Genomic DNA, 18,183 nt, shown 5'->3' with positions numbered 1-18,183 from the left:
CGGCGCCGCCGAAGCCGGCGGCGGGCCGGCAGCGGTGGTGAGCCGTGCTCGGGTCTGTGGCGTGTCGGGCACTTGATTTCGGCAATATCAACTGGGGGATCGGCTAAGTTTTCCCGATGGGCTTGCTGGGTGACGCGGTGGCAGTGCTGGACGAGCGCGGAGTGCTGGACCGCCTGGGTCGGCTGATCCAGCAGGTGTACCGGCGCGCGGCGGACCGGCACGAGCCGGAACTCGGCGACGACGCGATGAGCTTCGGGACCACCGTCTGGCGAAACCTGGTTCACCTGGGGCAGGCCGAGTTCAACGGCGTCGACGGGGTCCGGGCCCGGCTCGACGACAACTCGCTGGAAATCCTCTGCGCGGGGTACGTGGTGCGGCTGTACTCGTTGCAGGGCGGGATCGAGTCGATCCGGTGGGAGGGCAGCGAGGCCCGGCTCGGTGGGGCGGTGGAGAACAGCCGCGACCGGCAGTTGGCGTTCGACGACGAGGGCCAGTTCCCGGAGGTGTTCGCCGGGGTGGTGCCGCCGAAGCGGCACGTCCGGATCGCGCACACCGGTGACATCGCCACGGGTGAGGCGGTCGCGTACATCGGCCTGCCGAGGGACAACCGCGACGGCGGTTCACCCTGGTTCGAGGTGACACTGTGGTTCGGTGAGGCGGCTCTGCCGGGCACGCCGTTGCCGGTGGCGGACGGTGCGACGGTGGTGTCGCAGTCGCGGCACGACGAACTGCCGCTGCCAGAGCTTGACCTGCTGACCCTGCGGCCGGGCCGGGTCTCCGGCCGGTCGGCGTGACGCGGGCGCTACGACCGCCGGTTCCCGCTGCCGTCGCCGCCGCGGCGTTCGAGCCCCACGCCCTGGCGCTCGCCCGCCGGTGGCGACGGATGCGCAAGAACGAACTCGCCCGGCAGGTCGGGGTGACCGCCGCAGCGGTCAGCCAGTACGAACTGGGCCAGGTACGCCCGTCGGCGTCGGTGCTGGCCCGGTTGGCGTTGGCGCTGTCGATGCCGGTGGAGTTCTTCGCCGGCGGGTTCCCGGTTCCGGTCACTCCGGGGCATGCCCACTTCCGTAGTCTCCGTACGGCCACGCAGGCCGAGCGGGATCAGGCGGAGGCGTTCGGTGAAATCGCCTGGCGCATGGTCGAAGTGGTCGAACGGCACCTGCGGCTGCCCGAGCTGCGGCTGCCGCACCTGGACCTGGCCGAGCCGGCCAGCCCCGACGACGTACGGGCAGCCGCGGTAACCGCCCGGGAGGCCTTCGGCCTCGGGCCGGGTCCGGTGGCGCACATGGTGCGGCTGCTGGAGTCGTACGGGGTGATCGTGCTGGCCCTGCCCGACGTCTCCGAACGGGTCGACGCCTTCTCCCACTGGTACGGGCAGCGCCCGTTCGTCTTCCTGAGCCCGGCCAAGGACGACAAGGCGCGCTCCCGAATGGACACCGCACACGAACTCGGCCACCTGCTGATGCACCACGACGCCGAACCGGGCAGCCAGATCCTCGAACGGGAGGCCACCGCGTTCGCGTCCGAGTTCCTCGTACCCAGTGCGGTGCTGCGCGACGAACTGCCGCCCCGGCTCGACTTCGACCGGCTGCACGAACTCAAACGCCGGTGGGGGATCAGCCTCAAGGCGTTGGTGTACCGGGGACACGAGCTGGGGGTCTACCGGGAGCACACGTACCGGCGCGGGATGAGTCTGCTCGCCCAGTGGGGCTACCCAGAACCCGGTGACCTGGGACCTCGCGAACAGCCGTCGCTGCTCGGCAGAGCGGTCGAGCTTCTCGATCAGGAACCGATCACAGGCCGGAGTCTTGCCGTCCAGGCCGGACTGCCTCCGGGCCTCGCCCGGACCGTCATCAACGCCGCGACCGAACGCGTTCCCGAACTGCGCCTCGTCACCACCTGAGCCGTGGTCCGCCCGGGGGCGGTGCGGAGTGATCGGGATCGGGTCGCCGCCGAACCCGTCGGATGTCGGGTGTCATCGGTCCGGGGACGACGAGAGTGCCTGCACGAGCTGCTCCGCCTCCGCAACCCGGTGTCCCGTCGGCGGATACCGCAGGCGGCGCTCCCGCAGTGCCTCGAGCGCGGTGCGCAGGGCCTCCGCGCGGTCCCGGTGCGACTGTGCCCTCGCCAGTGCCAGCAGTGGCCCGCCAAGGTCGAGATCCCGGTATCCGCGGGCCAGTACGGCGGCGAGCCGCGCCTCGCGTTCCGCCGCCCGGTTCCGGCCGAGCAAGGTGAGCATCTCGGCACGTACGAGCTGGGCCCGGAGCGCGGCCCGTCCGTGACGTCGATGCCGCTGCCAGTGATGTCGCAGGATCGCGTCAGCCTCGGTGAACGCCGCTTCGACGTGGGCGGGGTCGGGTGTCGGTGCCCCCTGCTGTACCTGTGCGCAAAGTATGTCGGCGAGGATCAACCGCGCCTGCCACACGCAGGCGTGCCCGACTCCGTAGCTGCCGGCCCGCCGACCCATCTCGGTAGTGACGAGCCGGTGTGCCTCGGCCAGGTCTGTGCCCGGCTCATGCCGCTTGAGGTGCGGGTCGAGATGGCCCCAACGGGCCCGGTCCAGCAGGGCGCCGGCAAGGTCGGCGGTGGCGACACCGAGTCGGTGCCGGCCGACGAGCGGGGAGCGGCGCAGGTCGACCTCGTCCTGCCAGAGCTGCACCACCAGGTCCAGGTCACCGGGCTCGCCGCGGCGGCGTAGCCAGCGGATGTAGTAACCCCTGATTGCCAGCATGGTCGGGTGGTGCTCCGGCAGTGCGGTCAGGGCACGGCCACGCAAATCCAGCCAGGCGGCGAGGGAATCAGCAACCGCGCGCTCGGGGCTCAACGCGTACTCGAGGCTGCATTCCACCAGCAGCATGATCTCGTCGGAGTCGCCGAGCAGATCGGCGGCGTCGCGATGCAGCGCGGCGAGCTGGGTTGGATCGGCACCCTGGCTCAGGATGGTATGTAGTCGGGCGTTGAGCCGGGCGGCGGGTGCCCCCTCCGGCGTGACGCGTGTCCCGGTCGAGGGGGTCATCCCGGCCACCGCGCCGACTGCGCAGCCAACAGTCCATCCGCGTCCCGGACCAGCGCCGCCGCCAGGTCACGTACCTGGGATGCCTGCGCCGGTCGCAGGGTACGCAGTTCCTCGCACAGCCCGAAGATCTGCTCGGCCAGGCCGGTCAGCAGGGCGTCCGAGTCGGCGGTACGTGTGGGCTCACCGCCGAGGTCGTCGCGTACGGTGGCCAGCACCCCCCCAGCGACCTCGGCCATCGGACCCATCGCGACGCGGATGGTGTTGCCCAGGGTGACGAACGCGCGGTTCGTGCTGATCCGGCCGTTACGGATCAGCACGAGGTCCTCGACCGTGCACAGCGGCGGTGCGTGGTCGACCGCCTCGGCCAGGCCGGGGTTGCGTCGTGCCCACTCGGCGAGCACGCATACCAGTGATTCGGCGGCGGTATCGCCGATGCCAGGGTGAAGCTGGTCCAGCCAGCCCTGGCGATAGGGCCAGTAGGACCAGACCTTGGTCTCGTCGATCAGTTGGTCGACCGCGGCGGCCCGCAGGTAGGACAGCGCGAGCTGATGGGCCGGCGCCGTCCCGATGCCGAGCACGTCCTGGAGCAGGGTGTGTTTCGAACTCCGGCCGGTGACGTCGTAGAAGGTGCTCCGGCTGCCCTTGGGCCGGACCGTGGCGACGATCTCCCGCCAGGTCGGCGGATCCCGTCGTGGCTGGGCCAGCAGATCAGCGACCGCGCGGTAGTACAGCGTCCTGGTGTGCCAGTGGGCGCGCTCGTCGGTGCCGTCACCGGCCAGCCGGCGACGCCAGCGCGTGCTGACCGTGTCCGCGAGTCCGTCCGACAGCGGTGTAATCGACAGTTGCATGCGACCCTCCTCTCGGCTCGAGCCGAGCCTGGCAGGGTGCGGACAGACAGATCACGTCGTAATAAGGAATTTGGTCGGTCAATCCGGGATCGGCCCGGTCGGATTGCCGACACCTACCTGTTCACCGTCCCTGGTACCGGAAGGTGGCCCAGTGCACCACGTCGGTCAGATCCGCGTCGACTGAGATGGACGATTTCAGATACGGGGGGATCTGCCGTCGCGGATCGAGCATCCACCGGTGCGCCGAGGCCACCGCGTCCGTCGGCGACATCCGCTGGTCGGCGAGGAAGTGGTGGACCATCACCACCAGCGCCGGGTGCGCCGGATACCCGCCGACCCAGCCTGACCCGACCACACCGGTGGCACCGGCAGCCAGCAGGACGGTGGGGGGCGTCAGCGCTATGTCGTACCCCTCGCCGAGGGTGTCGGTCGAGTCGACGTAGAGTATGACCAATCCGCCCGTACGACTGGCACTCGGATGCCTGAGCAGAAGGCTCGCCGGCAGCGTCGTCGGCGGGTCTCCCGGCTGCCGGCCAGCCAGTTCCCACCAGGGCCCGCTCGGCGGCCCGGCAAGTACCGCACGGCAAGCGAGGTGCAGCATCGAGACGCCGGTGCTGTCCCGGTTGGGTAGTACCGCGGCCACAGTGTCGGCGGTACCCGGCCGGTCGCCCGAGTCGCCCGTACGGCCCAGCCCGGTCGAGCGGGGGTATAGCAGCCGGCGCAGGGTCAGCACGGCGTACGCGGCTCTGCTGTCATCACCCATCGGGTTGACCAGGAAGACCGGGCTCCGCGTCACCGGTAGCGGCTCGCGTTGGGCGACCTTGACCAGGTGTCCGGCAGAGGAGGCGTAGGAAAGGACAAGTTCGGCGCACGCGTACCGGTAGCCGCCCGTCGGCGCGGCGCCGGTACGGGCGGCGTGCCACGGCACCCGGCCCAGCGTGCCGTGCGGCACCAGGACCACCCGGCCCGGTTTGTTCCGCTCCACTGACGTCGTCCCGCCGACCAGCGACGTCGTGCCGGCCAGCAACGGCTCGATTACGGCCGGCCAGGCCCAGTCACACACCGCACGCAGCCCCTGCTCGGTACCGGATGCGGAGGAGGCGCCGCTGAGCCAGCGACCGACGAGGGCATCCGGTGTGGTCGTCAGGCCGGGCGCCGACGTGACGGTGACCTGTTCGGCCGCACTGACCGATATCAGCCGGCCGGGCTGGCCGTGCACACCGGGCAGCAGGTAACACAGCAGGTCCGCGCCGACGGTACGCAGTGCGGCGGCGACGTCCGGCACCTCCGGCACCCGGAGCACGGGGGTGCCGAGGGCCTCCCGGACCCGCCGGTACAGGGCGGTCGGCGGGGACAGGTCGAACAGCTCGCGCAACGCGGACGGCACGAGCGGGCCGGGTGTAGCCCTCCTCCACTCCCCGGCGAGATCCGGTTGCCCAGCGTCGTACAGTCGCTCCACCACGTCGGTGACCGTGGTCGCTCCGAGCACCGTCAGGGCACGTGCCAGTTCCACCGCCTCGGCCGCACCGTCGAGCCACTGGTCGGCCACGCACCAGTCGACCACCGTCAACGCGAACGCCGATGCCGTACGCGCCAGGGCGGCCCGCCGGTCGGCGCCGGCTTCCATCGGTACGGCCGTCGCGGCGGATCGCAGCGCGGCCAGCCCGGTACGGACAGCCTGTTGGTGATCGCCGTAGCCGGCGTCGGCGCGCTGCCGGTACGCCGTCGCCAGCTCTCGGAGCACCGGGTAGGCCAGGTACACGGGCCGGGCCGCCGACCGGTCGCGGGCCTCGGCCAGATACCGGATGCCAAGGTCTGCCGCCGCCCCGGCGCCGTTCCCGGCCGCCAGGATCAGGTGCGCGCAACCGCGGGCGGCCAGCAGCACCGTACGGTCGATCAGCACGTGGTGGCCGACATCCGTGTTCCCGTCCAACAACTCCACGGCGCGGGCGGCCGCCGCCAGGTCGCCCGTCCGGGCGGGTAGCAGCGCAGCGAGACCGGCCAGCGCGGTAAGACCGGACCGAGCACTGTGGTGGACCGGCAACGCCCGTACGGCGTCGACCAGGATGCCCGTGCCGCGTGCCAGCTCACTGCCGCCCCCGGTGGCGCCCAGCACCAGATATGCCAGGCCGAGCCCGCCGGCCAGCCGGGCGCGCCACGGGTACACCTCGGGCACCCAGCCGAGTGCCTCATGCAGAGCAGCGACCGCGGTGGAGAGCCCGGCACGGTCGGCGCTCTGGATGGCCTGGGCGACCTGGCCCAAGCACCACAGTGCCCGGACCACCGCCAGCCGCTGCCGGTCCGTGGCCGCCGTGGCCCGGTGGGCGTCGAGGACCGAACCGGTCAACTCGACGAGCTGCCGGGCGGTGGTCCGCTCGGCGGCTGGTCCGCCCAGCACGTACCGGTCGTCGAGCAGAACACCGAGCAGGCTGAGTGCGGCCGGCGTCACCGGGTGACCGGATGGCAGGAGCAGGACCGACTCCCGGAGGTGGCCGACGGCGTTGCGAAGATCGTCGGGCTGCCGGGCCCAGTAGCCACGCATCGCCAGGGCCAGTGCGACCAGCAGATGGTCCTTGCCCTTGGAGACGGCATCGTCACGGGCCACGCTACCCAGTACGGTGTTGGCCAGCTCTACCAGCCGATCCGTCGGGGCGGCAGGCCGGTAGGCCAACGCCGCCAGCGTGGCGTCGATGAGCAGCAACATGGTGCTGTCCGGTAGGCCACCATCGGCGTCGCGTTCCGTCAGCCGGGCCACCCGGGCCAGGTCCTCGCTGGTACCGGTGTCGCTGATCTCGCCGGTGAGTCGGGCGAACTCCTGCACCAGCGCAGGGAGTACCAGTTGGACGCCGGACTGGCGCTCGATCAGGCCGTTCATGGCGTTGACTATCGGTCCGCCGCCGCTGGGCGTGCCGAACCGCTGCGCCAACATCCCGGTCCGCATGGCGAGCATCTCGTCGTGTCCCGGCGCACCCGGCGGTACGGCATCCATGGCCTGGTTGAGCACCTGCATGGTGGCGTTGAGGTCGAGATCCCCGCCCGATCCGCCGAATCCCAAAAGACTGGATACCTGGTTGATATTGGACAGGATCGCCGGTGCGACCTGGTGGATCTGCGGCTGGACCACCGGCGAGTCGATCAACTGCTGGATCCTGGTCGCGGCCAGGTCGAGGTCACGCTGTGCCTGCGCGGATGCGGCGCCCTGTAGGTGGGTCAGCATGGCGAAGGCGCTGTTGACGTCGAGGGTGCCGGTGCTGAGCATCTCCTGGTGGCCGGGTAGCGCGCGCAGCATCAGCAGGGAACCGCACATGTACCGGCCCATCTCGACGTCCGCCGCGGACAGGTCAGGATGGGCGAGCGACTCCTCGAACAGGTCGATCGCGGTGTCCCGCTCGGCATCGGAGCCGTGCCCGGTCAGGAATCGGGTCCCGATCATGCGGGCGAGGTTGGTAGCGATCTGAGGGCGCCACGGATCGCGTTCGGACATCAGATCGTGCGCCTCCCGTAGAGCCGCCACCGCGCCGTCCAGGTCGTCGGCGGCGCTCGGAAGACCCCGTTGGATCCTCACTTGGTAGCGCTCCGAGTAGGCGCGTCCCAGTTCGATGAGCGGTCCCACCCGGCCGGAGCCGGTCACACGCTCCAGAGTGGAACGCAACAGGGCGATGCGGTCGTCGGCACCGGGAGAGGTCTTCATCGACTGCCCTTTCCGAATTGCTACCGGTGATCGGGGCCGGGTGGTGCCCGGGAGGGGACGGGCATGGATAGGAGACGGAATTGGTATACCGCATCCGGTGTGGCGAAAACAATGCTCCGGCGGCGTACGGCGCATGGTCTGGTGTGTTCTGCGTACTGGCCGAATTCTTCGGAATGGCACCGATAAATGGACTGGGTCGGCCGTACTGGTGATGGGGTCGCCCGATCGAGTGTTGCTGGAGCCGTGCTGCCTGTGCCAGGCTCGGCTGCGGACGTACCGATGCTGGTCCACCGGGCCGTGGGCCGGTGCGGACGATATCCGGTCTGACAGGCTGAGGGGGACGACCGTGCCTGTGATCTACGCGCTGCTGGTGGGCGTCAACGCATATCGGGACGTGGCGACGCCGCTGTCCGGATGCCGGAACGACGTCTCCGCCGTTGCGGCTTTCCTTTCCAATCGGATCGATTCCGATACCTCGGTTGTCATCAAGGAATTGTGCGACGAGCAGGCCACCCGGGCCGCGGTGATTGACGGCTTCCGGTCGCACCTCGGCAGGGCCGGCAAGCGGGACACCGCCCTGTTCTGGTTCAGTGGGCACGGATCCTTCGCCCCCGTGTGGGAGCCGTTGTCGTATCTGGAGCCCAGCGGCCACATGCAGACCCTCATGTGTGTGGACAGCAGGCACGGCCCGGTGCCCGACCTGTACGACAAGGAAATCGCGGTGCTCACCGACGAGGTGGCCGCATCCGGCGCCCACGTGGTGCTGGTCTTCGACTCCTGCCACTCCGGCGGCGCGAACCGGGACGCGTTGGCCACCCGATGGACACCCCCGCCCGCCCAGCCGCCGCCGACGGACCTCCTGCTGCCGGAGCTGATCATCCGTACGCCCGAGGGTGACCCGACCGGCTTCTACGTCGGCGGTGCCGACCATGTCGCACTGGCGGCCTGCCGCAGCGACGAGTCGGCCACCGAGACCCTGCGCTACGGCCCGGTGCACGGATTGTTCACCGGGGCGCTGCTGGCAGCGGCCGGTCAACTCGGCCCCGGTGCCACCTATCGGGAACTGCACACCGCGACCCGGTGCGAGGTGGAGAACCTGGTGACACGCCAGGTGCCGCAACTCGACCCGGCCAACGGCACATTCGCCGACCAACCGTTCCTCGGCGGCACGATCCGCCCGCCCGGCGCGGGCATGACCATGCGTTGGGTACGCGGCAACTGGGAGGTGGACGCCGGTGCGTGCCACGGTCTCCCGACCGTCGACCCGGACAGGTCCCTGCGACTCGCGGTACACGGTACGGATCCGGCGCGGGAGGCGGGGGTGACGCAGGTGTTGACCGAGCGCAGTCTCGTCATACCGATCGGTTGGCAGCCGGATCCGGCCCGCCAGTATCCGATCGTGGTCAGCTCGGTCCCGCTGCCACAGACCACGGTGGCGGTCGGTGGTGTGCCCGACGACCCGGCGACGGTGGACCGGCTGCTGTCCGCCCTGGACACGGCGGGACCGGCCGGCGGGCCCTCGGCGTACCTGCGCGCGGTCGATCCGCTCACCCCTGGCCTGGAACCCCAGCTACGGGTGCGGGTCCCCGGCCCCGGGAGGATCCGGATCCTGGGCGATGACGGCGTACCGATCACCGGTGACATCGACGACAGCGACGGCGATCCGGTCGAACGGGCCGTCCAGGCGCTGGAGCACATCGCGCGCTGGCGCCAGCTACGGTCGCTGACGAACCCGTTGTCCGGGCTGGCCGGCGCGGTCAGCATGGAACTCGTACCCACCCGACCCGGCGACGTCGTCGTACCGATGCACCGGCCCGGTCTGCCCGCGGCCCCCGACGGTGCGGTTCGGCTGCGGTACCGCCTCGTCCAGGGCCGGTGGTCGGCCCCGACCGTCTTCGTCCGGATCCACAACGCCAGCGACCGCCCGTTGTACTGCACACTGCTCGATCTGACGGACCGGTTCCGGGTGCACTCCGATCTGTTCAGCGTGCAGGTGATCGCCGCAGGCGGCACAGCCGCCGCCCTGCGGGGCGCCCCGGTCGGATTCACCCTGCCGGACAACCGGAAACCCGTGCCGGGTGCCACTGCCAGGGACTGGCTCAAGCTGCTGGTCGCCGAGGAGCAATTCAGCGCGGTGCCGTTCGCGATGCCTCGACTCCACGATCCGTGGCCGGCGACCTCCCGCGCGCCGATGGCACTGCTGGGTGTGATCGACCGGCTCGGCCACCGGGTGGTGCGCCGCGACGCCGGCCCGGGAGCGGCCGCCGCCCACGACTGGGCGGTGACCACCCTGCCGGTGGTGACCGAGGTACCACAGACGGCGAAGCACGGTCACCATTGACCCAGGTGGCTGAAGCCGGCCCAGCCTTCCAGGTCGCCCTCCCTGATCAGACCCACCTGGTCCCGCAATTCAAGCGGCATCTCGGGCGGGGTGCGACGTTCGGGGTCCAGCATCCACAACTGCGCCATCCGCAGTGCCTGCGCCGAGCCCATGCGGTCCACGATGAGGTAATGGTGCAGCATGTACATAAGCAGCGAGGTTGCCTCGTCGGGCACCGGCCACAGCGATCCGATCACCGACCGCGCGCCGGCCATCAGGAACACCGTGGCCAATGAGAACGCCTCGTCGTAGGTACGTCCGGGCACGCCGCTGGAGCACGCGGCCAGCACCACCGCGGAGAGCCGGAAGCCGCCCTCCGACCGATGCGCCTCGTCGGCGAGCCGCTCCGCGGTCAGCGGTGCGGGTCCGCTCCGCGCGTTGAGCACCAGATATGAACTCTCCGGGCGGCTCGGCACGATCACACCGTGACAGGCCAGATGCAACACCCCACGGTCCGCGCCCAACGAGGTCCGCAACCACTCCAGCACCTCACCTGGGCTGCCGCGACCGGTGGCACCGTTGTCGTCGCGTCTACCCAGGTACGGGCTGGAGCGGTAGATGGTGTCGCGGATGGCGACGGCCTCCAGACCGGCGTGCCTGAGATCCCCGGTGGGATTGCCGACGATCAGGCTGTCCGCGCTGGACGGTATCGGGTCGCGTGCCGTGGTCGCGCAGAACATCCGGGCCGAGACCGCGTACGAGAGGGTCGCGTCCTCGATGACGTACCGGCCACCGGGTGCTCGGGCCGCATGCCACGGCACCAGCCCGAACGCGTCCATCGGCACCAGCACCAGCCGGTACGGTCGGGAGAACCCGTGACCCGCGCAGTACTGGAGGATCTGTTCCATCGCGGCGTACCACGCCCAGTCGGACAGCTTCTGTAGGGTCTGCCCCGACTCGGGGTCCGACGTCGTCGGCTCCGTCGGGTCGACCGGTCCCGCGTCCCGCGTACCGGACGCCACCCGCCGGCCGCCGAGGCGGGTGGCAAGGTAGCCGTCCAGTGCGGTGAACCGGGCCGCGAGCGTCGGCAGGGCCAGGATCTCCGGGTCTCCGGCGGCCGGCACCACCACGGCAACCGGGCGCTGACCGTCCGAGGCCGGCACCAGGTAGACGAGCGCGTCGGTACCGCTGGACCGGAGCGAGGCGGTGATCTCCGCTAGGTCGGGTGGGTCGAGCAGCTCGATCCGCGCCCCGGTCTGGAGAGACCGCTCGTGGTCGAGCAGCACACGCATCACCCGCTGGCGCGTCCCGGCCGGGACCGGCCCACCGTTGCTGCCGCCGGCCCGCCACTGCGCGGCCAGGTCCGGCTGCTGCGCGGCGGTCAGCAGGGCCGGTACGTCCCGGCCGCGTGACGCGGCCTGGAGCACCAACCCGCGGCAGGCGTCCAGGGCCCGGACGGCCTGGCTCGGCTCGTTGTCCAGTACACACCAGTTCGCTACCTCGGCGGCATCCTCGATCACCGAACGCCCGGCCAGGGCCGCCTCCTCGGTGCCGGACTGCACCAGGGTCCGCCACACGTAGCCGCGCAATGCCTGCAGGCCGGTGTCACGGCTGTGTCCTCGGTCGTCCCGGGTTCGGTCGTCCCTGGCCCGGTACGCGCGACTGAGCCAGGACATGGTGGCCGACCACAGGGGATGGGTCGGGTCGACGTACGGTCGCGCCGGTTCGAGTTGCGCGACCGCCCGGTCGGCGTCGGCGAAGTCGCGCCACCCCTCCAACCGGACGAGATACAGGCTGCCCAACTGGACCCGCAGCCTGAGCGCACCCGGATCGCCGGTCGGCATCGCGTCGAGCCGCTCCTGCAGCAGGGTGATCTGCTGTGCGAGCGTGACCGCGTCGCGGTCGGCAACCGCGGCACCGGCTCGGAGCAGTATGGATTGGGTGACCATGTCGGAGCGGTTGCCGCCGCCGACGCCCGGCTCGGCCGCCGCCGCCGCGAACTGGTCGGCGGCTCGGCGCATGATGGTGAACGTGTCGGAGTCATCGTCACCGAGCTGGCTGCGCCACAACTCCGCGGTTGTCAGGTTCGCGGCGGCCAGGCCACGCCGGACGTCCCCTACGGGCAGCAGCGCGAGTCCCGCGCGCAGCTCGGCCACCGCGGCGTCCAGCGTCGTCCGGTCGCGACGCTGGAAGGCGCGCTGCGCCCGGGTGCTGGCGTCCTGCAGGCGCAGCAGCAGCCGCTGCTGCTCGTTGAGGTCGGCGCGGCCGGCGAGACTCTCATGGTCCCTGATCAGGTCGGCCGTTGCGCTCAGGTCGTCGTTCAGGTTCGCCTGGACCCGCTTCGCGGTCGCGATGAGCAGGTCGATCTCGGCGCTCTCCCGACCATTCTCGGTGGCCAGCCGTCGGGCTTCGGTCAAGGCCTCGAGCGCCGGGCCGATCTGGTCGGCCCGGCCCCGGTCCGCGGCGAGTGTGCCGACCGTGCCCCGGAGGACGAGCATGTTCATCTGCCACTGGGGATCGTCAGGGCGTTCGGTGCGTGCCAGGATGATCATTTCGATGGTCAGGTCGTGGTCCAGATCCCGGTAGCCGTACTGCTGGGCCAGTACCGCCGCACTGGCGAGCGTGCCGGCCAACTCGGCCCGCTTCGGGCTGCCGACCGGCAGTGCGCTCCATTCGGCGATCGCCCGGTCCAGGTGTTCCACTCCCCGCTGCGCGGGGAACAATCCGGCGACCCTGGGGGAGATCGAGGGATCGGCGCGTGGGTCGCGGTACGCGTTGCCCAATTTCACCTGGTCCACGAGGCTCTGGTTCAGCTCGGAAAACGCCTGGCGCAGCACCGCCTGGTCGTCCTCGCTGACCGGCAGCCCGCACGCGGCCCGCTCGGCCGTCACCATGCCCTGCATCGTGGTTAGCGCTTCGCGCTCCCCGTCGTCCTCGGTCACCTCGATCACCTCGATAAGCTCACGCGCCACCGTGTCCAACTCGGAGACTTCTCTGCCGTACTGGTAGTGCGCCCAGCCGAGGAACGCGCGGGCGGCCAGGATCCGGGGGCGGATCGGGTCGTCGTGCGTGCACCTGTCGAGCGCGATCCGCACCCAGTGCCGACCAGCGGACAGCTCCTCACCAGCGGCCGTACGGTCGGTGTCGTCCGCCAGCAGCAGCGCCGCCCGGTCGTGGTGCAACTGGGCCAGGTCGCCGAGGGCCGCGGCGGTCAACTCGCCGCCGGAGCCGTACCCGGTGCCGGCCGGGTCGCCCAACTGGGCCAGCCGGGCGAGGTGCCCGATCGCAGCGTCCAGATCGTCCCGGTCCCGGCTCTGGTGCCAGCGTCGGCACCGGGCCAGCCCGGATGCCAGCACCGCTGCCGGCCACAACTGCGAAATCTCCCCGGCGATGGACGGCGCGTCGAGGCCCGCGGCCAACTCCGCCTCGACGACCGCCCGGTCCAGGTCGGCTGGTTCGAGGCGCAACCCGTGCCGCTCCAGCAACGACTCGGCCAGCCGGTAGCGGGCTTGGGCCTCGTCCTGCGATGTCAGGCCGCCCGCCTCGGCGACCTCGATGCTCAGGCCGATGACCTGGTCCAGCGCATCCGGATCGGCGTCGGTGAGGTACCGGTCCGCCCACCCACCCCCGAGCCACCAGGCGATGTCAACGCCGAGTCCGGTGCCGATGGGCAACGCGTCCCGTGCCTCTTCGAGCGCCTCCATCGCCACCCGCAGTGCCTCCGCGCAGGCGTCCGGGTCGGCGTCCGGCGGCTCGACGACAACCAGGTACCGTCGCCAGAGCAACCGACCCAACTCGTACAGCCGCTCGGCCCGGTATCCGGCCAGCAGGCATTCCCGGTACTGCGGGTCCGAGTCGAACGTCGCCAGCTCGCCCCGTGTTTCGTCGATCTCGGCGGTCAGTTCGGCGAGGTCCGGCTCGGGTTGCGGGGCCGGCGCGTCGACCGGGATCGGGCGGAGATACGCGGCGTCGGTCACGACCCCCCGCCATTTCCGGGGGCCAGGCCCCGGTGAGCCAGGCTCAGCGCCATCGAGGCGATGCCCCGCTCCAGGTCGGCCGCATCGCGTACCACCGCGGCCGTACCACCCTCGTCCGTTCCCTCGGTCGCGATCAGGTTGAGCTGGGCGGCGGAATGCTCGCCGAGGCCACGCACGATGATCCGGATACCGAGGGCGGCGGCCTCCCGGGACCTCGCCACCGCCGGTTCCGACGGGCCGATGTCGCCGTCGCCGAAGATGGCCAGCACCCGGTCACCGCGCAGCGGCCCGAGCTCCCTGATGCCGAGGCTCAGCGTGGGCTCGATGTTGTTGCCGCCGCTGATCGGTGCGCTCTGCAGGGCGCTGCGCACCGCGCTCTCCCCCTGCGCGACGGGGACGAACTGATGCACCTCGTGGTTCCACAGCACCAGGCCGACCCGGTAGTGGTGCGCGACGGCGTCGGCGATGAACCGCTCGGCGCCCGCAACCGCGTGCGCGAGTCGGGTACGCCCTCCGTCGATCATCCCCATCGACCCGCTCACGTCGATGCAGAGGATTACCGTGCCGAGGTGTGGTTCCTGGAGTGCCTTGAGGTGCCGTCCAGGGCGGTACTGGGTCAATCCGACACCGGTGTAGCTGCGCCTGATCCAGTCGGGCATGAGAACCTCCGGAAATCTCGTCGATCAGTGCCGCACGGTCAGCGCCAGGAGACCGCGGGCTATCTGTTCACGGCCCGTCCGATCCAGTACGCCGTCGATGCACGCCTCCAGGGTCAGCGCCGTGCCGCTTTTCGGCTCTACGGCGGTCAGGCTCAGGCGTCCGTCCAGGCCCAGGGAGAGGCGCAGCCGGATGGGTGAGCCGGCCGGCAGCCGGGCCGGCAGCCCGGACAACTCGCCGTCTAGTACCGGCCGGTTGTGCACCACCTCCGCGGACTCCACCGCGCCCGCCTGCTCGTACACCTCGATCCGGACGCTGCGCTGGTCGTCCAGGATGGTGGCGAGGGTGAGTTCCCGGTCCACCACTGGTAGCTGGTCGTTCTGATGGATGACGTGGTTGATGAACCGGTGCCGACCGGTCTTGTCGTGGCTGTCGTGCACCAGCGGCCCGAGGCTGCGGGCCGCCACCGAGGCGACCGGCGCGGTGACCGGACCCCGGCTACCGGCATCGGAAATTGCCGGCTGCCGGGAGCCGTCCGGCTCTGAACCGCCCACCGGTACGCCACCGCCGGGGTGCCGCCAATCGACCCGGACCGGGCCCCGACCATCGCCGTCGCCCCGATCCTGCCCCGGGCCCGGTGGCCGCTCGTCGACGCCGCGCGGAAGTAGCTGGTGTGCGCGCAACGCCGCGCCCTTGGCCACCGCAAGGTCGGGGTCGAAAAGCCGGGGCCGCCAGCCGAATTCGGCGGCCAGCGCAGTGGCGATCATCGGCATCTTGCTCGACCCGCCGACCAGCAGACAGTGGTCGATGTCCGGGGCACCAGCCCGACCTGCCGAGTCGAGAAGCCGGCGCATCACGGTCAGCGAGCGGTCCACCAGATCGCGGCTGGCGGCTTCGAAATCGTTGCGACTCACGGTGACAGTGGCGCTGTAGCCGCCGTACCGCAGCGGTAGCCGGTACACCGATGTGTTGGACAGTGCTCGTTTCACCCGCTCCGCGGTCAGCAGCAGTTCGGCCATGAAGACCTCGTCGTCGGCCGGGTCGGTGTCCGGCGTTGCCTTGGCGAGAAACTGGTCCAACAGGTACGACACCAGACGGCCGTCCCAGTCCGCGCCGCCGAGTTCGGTGTCGCCGTCGGTCGCGGCCACCTGGATCTCGTTGCCCAGGGTCAGCACCGTGCCGTCGAACGTTCCGCCGCCCAGGTCGTACACGACCGCGGTGCCGATGCCGGCGGTTTCGGAAAAGCCGTAGTGCACCGCGGCGGCGACCGGCTCGCTGACCAGTTCCAGCGGGTCCACGCCCGCCAGCAGGCAGGCCTGCTGCGTCGCCTCGCGTTCCCGGATTCCGAAGTAGGCCGGCACCGTCACCACCGCTGGTACGGTGCGGTCCGACCGGTGACCGGGCAGCACGCCGCTCACCAACGCACGCAGGATCAACGCCGACACCGCCTCCGGGGTGTACTCCACGTCGTCGAAGCAGAGCAGCCGGTCGGTGCCCATCTGTCGCTTGATCAGCGAGACCGTACGGTCCGGGAAGGCCGGTCCGGCGTTGCGTGCGGCGGATCCGACGAGCACCGAGCCGGGCGACTCGAAACACACCACAGATGGGGTGGTTTCCTCGCCCAACGGGTTCGGCAGGATCATCGGCCGTCCGCCGCTGTCCAGCGTGGCAACCACGGAATAGGTCGTGCCCAGGTCAATGCCGAGCGTCATCATCTCGTTCTCACACCTCCGATGAGATCCCACAGCCACCCGTCGCGGCCGGGTCGGGTCACGGGCTCGCCCCGACGTGCCGTCACCGTGGCGCCGATCGAATCTGCTCGACGACGGATCGGGCCTCGGCGAGGACGCGGGGCGCCACGGTCACCGCGAGACCGCCGAGCACTCCCGCCATCAGCAGTAACAACAGGAGGGTCACTCCTCGGGCGACCCGGTGCGCCAGGGGCAGTACGACGCCGGTCATGGTGCTCCTCTCGAAGGCTCGGGTTGCGGGTCGGCGGCCGGGTCGGCCGACCCGTTCCGACGCTGCGGAGCCTCCCCGGCGATGCCCGTCGTTGACGGATCGACCCCCACTCCGTACATGGAAAGCAGCCAGTTCACCGGTGCGACCGCGCCGGCCCCGGACAGGTCCTTGGACGAGACCAGGAAGAACCGCACCTCCGCGAAGTCGCGGTTTGCGGCGGACACGAGATTGTCCAGCTCACGCGCGACAAGCCAGTCCCTGACCGCGTCCGAGTCGGTCCCGAGGTCCACGCCGACCGGTAACTGCTCCAACAGGTCGCGTTTGGTCACCGCGAAGGCCAACCGCTGCCGGGCGGTGTGCACGCCGTAGCCACGCAACCGCATGACGGTCGACTGGTAGGAGTCCTCCGGGTCGTGCTGCGCCGGGTTCGCCTCCAGGAAGAGGTCGGTGAAGGCATCCGAGGACAGGTCGCGGACGGCGGGTATGGAGAACGGATCCAGCACGAAAAGCAGCGTCCGGGCGTAGTCGAGGTACGCGTACGTCGCACTGACACGCGGGTCGACGAGGGCCTCGCCAGCGGCGTCGAAGAGATGGACCAGGGCCGAGCGGCGGCCGTCGCGGATGTCAAGGGTGACCGCGATCGGCTGCTGCGCCGCGTCGGTCTTGGGTGCCGCACGATCCTCCTGCACCAGTCGTAGGTACTCGTTGTAGCGGCGTTGACTGTGCTCGTCGGCCAGCGTGACCCGGTCGCTGTCGGTGCCGGAACCGCCGTGCTGACCCGGTCCGGGACCGAGCATGGATACCAGCGCCGCCATGATGAGCTGCGTCTTGCCGGCGGAGGAGGCGCCGAAGACGGGGATACGGATGTCGGTGGAGACGGCGGCTCCCTGATGCAGCGGCTCGGAGCAGTGCGGGCAGCATGCTTGCAGCACCCGCGCGGCCCGGAGCACCGTTGTCGGCAGCCGCTGGCCGCACGAACACCGCCGCCACAGCACCCCCAACCGGCCGGGCCGGATGTCGCGGTGCAGGTCGTCGCCTTCCCGCCGCTCCTGCGTCGAGTGCGTTCCCGGGCACCGGTACGCGGGCAGCGTGGTGAGGTGGTAGCAGCGGGGACAGCTACCGCTGGCGCGGAAGACCTTCTGCCACATCCGGTCGGTCGCCCGGAGCACGGCGACCAGCGCGAGGCCGATCAGCCAGGCGACTGCGGCCAGGGAGCCGGCGGCGATGGTGACGAGCGCGGCGCCCAGCGCGGCGCCACCGACGAACCCGACCAGTCCTGCGACGCCGACCAGCAGCAACGGCCAGCCGAGCAGGAGCTTGCGCCGGCCGGGCCGTAGGAAGGGCTTGACCGTACGGGCGCAGACCCGTGCGACGATGCGGTAGAGCGAGCAGAGGATCGCTGTCAGGTCCAGTCGTGCCTGCTGGGCGTAGTACTGCGGCCAGGCCCGGTCACGGCGTACCTGTGCCTGCCTGACCTTGCCGGCGAGCTGGCCGGATGCCACCCCCGCTGGGGTGAGGATCGGTGCGCGCATGCTCAGACCGGCGAACACCTGTATCGCGCCGTAAAGCGACAGACCGACGCCGGTGAGCGCACCAGCCCCGAGCGCGACGAGCGCCAGTGGGGTGGTGACGTAGATCAGCGCGGCTATGCACACTGAGATGTAGATCCCGACGCCGATGGCGACGGCCATGGCCATGAACACGTAGGCCAT

11 protein-coding genes are annotated in these 18,183 nt (G+C 70.7%); 3 read left to right on the top strand and 8 right to left on the bottom strand.

The window, feature by feature from the left end:
• Positions 1–116: 116 nt before the first annotated feature.
• Together OIE47_RS10190 and OIE47_RS10185 are read left to right on the top strand one after the other, a co-directional pair.
• Positions 117–794, top strand: coding sequence for a hypothetical protein (locus tag OIE47_RS10190; RefSeq protein ID WP_326561245.1), 678 nt, complete (start codon positions 117–119; stop codon positions 792–794).
• On the top strand, positions 791–1,903 hold the full coding sequence (locus OIE47_RS10185; protein WP_326561244.1) for a helix-turn-helix domain-containing protein: 1,113 nt from the start codon (positions 791–793) through the stop codon (positions 1,901–1,903). The genes OIE47_RS10190 and OIE47_RS10185 overlap by 4 nt, the downstream gene beginning before the upstream one ends.
• A 72-nt stretch (positions 1,904–1,975) precedes the next feature.
• Here OIE47_RS10185 and OIE47_RS10180 read toward each other — a convergent pair whose 3' ends face one another.
• The 3 genes from OIE47_RS10180 to OIE47_RS10170 all read right to left on the bottom strand — a co-directional run bounded on the left by OIE47_RS10180 (position 1,976) and on the right by OIE47_RS10170 (position 7,297).
• Positions 1,976–3,016: a hypothetical protein gene (locus OIE47_RS10180; RefSeq protein WP_326561243.1), complete on the bottom strand. Its 1,041-nt coding sequence runs from the start codon at positions 3,014–3,016 to the stop codon at positions 1,976–1,978.
• Positions 3,013–3,864 (bottom strand): hypothetical protein, encoded by an 852-nt coding sequence (locus OIE47_RS10175; RefSeq protein ID WP_326561242.1) that lies wholly within the window; start codon positions 3,862–3,864, stop codon positions 3,013–3,015. Before OIE47_RS10175 ends, OIE47_RS10180 begins: the two co-directional genes overlap by 4 nt.
• 121 nt (positions 3,865–3,985) lie before the next feature.
• A complete protein-coding gene (locus tag OIE47_RS10170) occupies positions 3,986–7,297 on the bottom strand; it encodes a hypothetical protein (RefSeq protein WP_326561241.1) in 3,312 nt (1,103 codons plus the stop codon).
• 604 nt (positions 7,298–7,901) lie between these two features.
• Between OIE47_RS10170 and OIE47_RS10165 the strand changes: the two genes are divergently transcribed.
• On the top strand, positions 7,902–9,896 hold the full coding sequence (locus OIE47_RS10165) for a caspase family protein (protein WP_326561240.1): 1,995 nt from the start codon (positions 7,902–7,904) through the stop codon (positions 9,894–9,896).
• On the opposite strand, the gene OIE47_RS10160 is transcribed toward OIE47_RS10165, so the two are convergent.
• The 5 genes from OIE47_RS10160 to OIE47_RS10140 form a co-directional block, all read right to left on the bottom strand.
• Positions 9,887–13,852 (bottom strand): CHAT domain-containing tetratricopeptide repeat protein, encoded by a 3,966-nt coding sequence (locus OIE47_RS10160; protein ID WP_326561239.1) that lies wholly within the window; start codon positions 13,850–13,852, stop codon positions 9,887–9,889. The two genes, OIE47_RS10165 and OIE47_RS10160, sit on opposite strands and share 10 nt — an antisense overlap.
• Positions 13,849–14,511 carry a vWA domain-containing protein gene (locus OIE47_RS10155; protein ID WP_326561238.1) on the bottom strand — a complete coding sequence of 221 codons (663 nt, stop codon included), beginning with the start codon at positions 14,509–14,511 and terminating at the stop codon, positions 13,849–13,851. Before OIE47_RS10155 ends, OIE47_RS10160 begins: the two co-directional genes overlap by 4 nt.
• 24 nt (positions 14,512–14,535) lie before the next feature.
• Positions 14,536–16,221 (bottom strand): Hsp70 family protein, encoded by a 1,686-nt coding sequence (locus tag OIE47_RS10150; protein WP_326561237.1) that lies wholly within the window; start codon positions 16,219–16,221, stop codon positions 14,536–14,538.
• 82 nt (positions 16,222–16,303) lie between these two features.
• On the bottom strand, positions 16,304–16,471 hold the full coding sequence (locus tag OIE47_RS10145) for a hypothetical protein (protein ID WP_326561236.1): 168 nt from the start codon (positions 16,469–16,471) through the stop codon (positions 16,304–16,306).
• Positions 16,468–18,183, bottom strand: coding sequence for a TRAFAC clade GTPase domain-containing protein (locus OIE47_RS10140; RefSeq protein ID WP_326561235.1), 1,716 nt, complete (start codon positions 18,181–18,183; stop codon positions 16,468–16,470). Before OIE47_RS10140 ends, OIE47_RS10145 begins: the two co-directional genes overlap by 4 nt.

Source organism: Micromonospora sp. NBC_01796 (assembly GCF_035917455.1).
Taxonomy (GTDB): Bacteria; Actinomycetota; Actinomycetes; order Mycobacteriales; family Micromonosporaceae; genus Micromonospora_G.
This window is presented reverse-complemented; position numbering and strand designations above follow the sequence as displayed.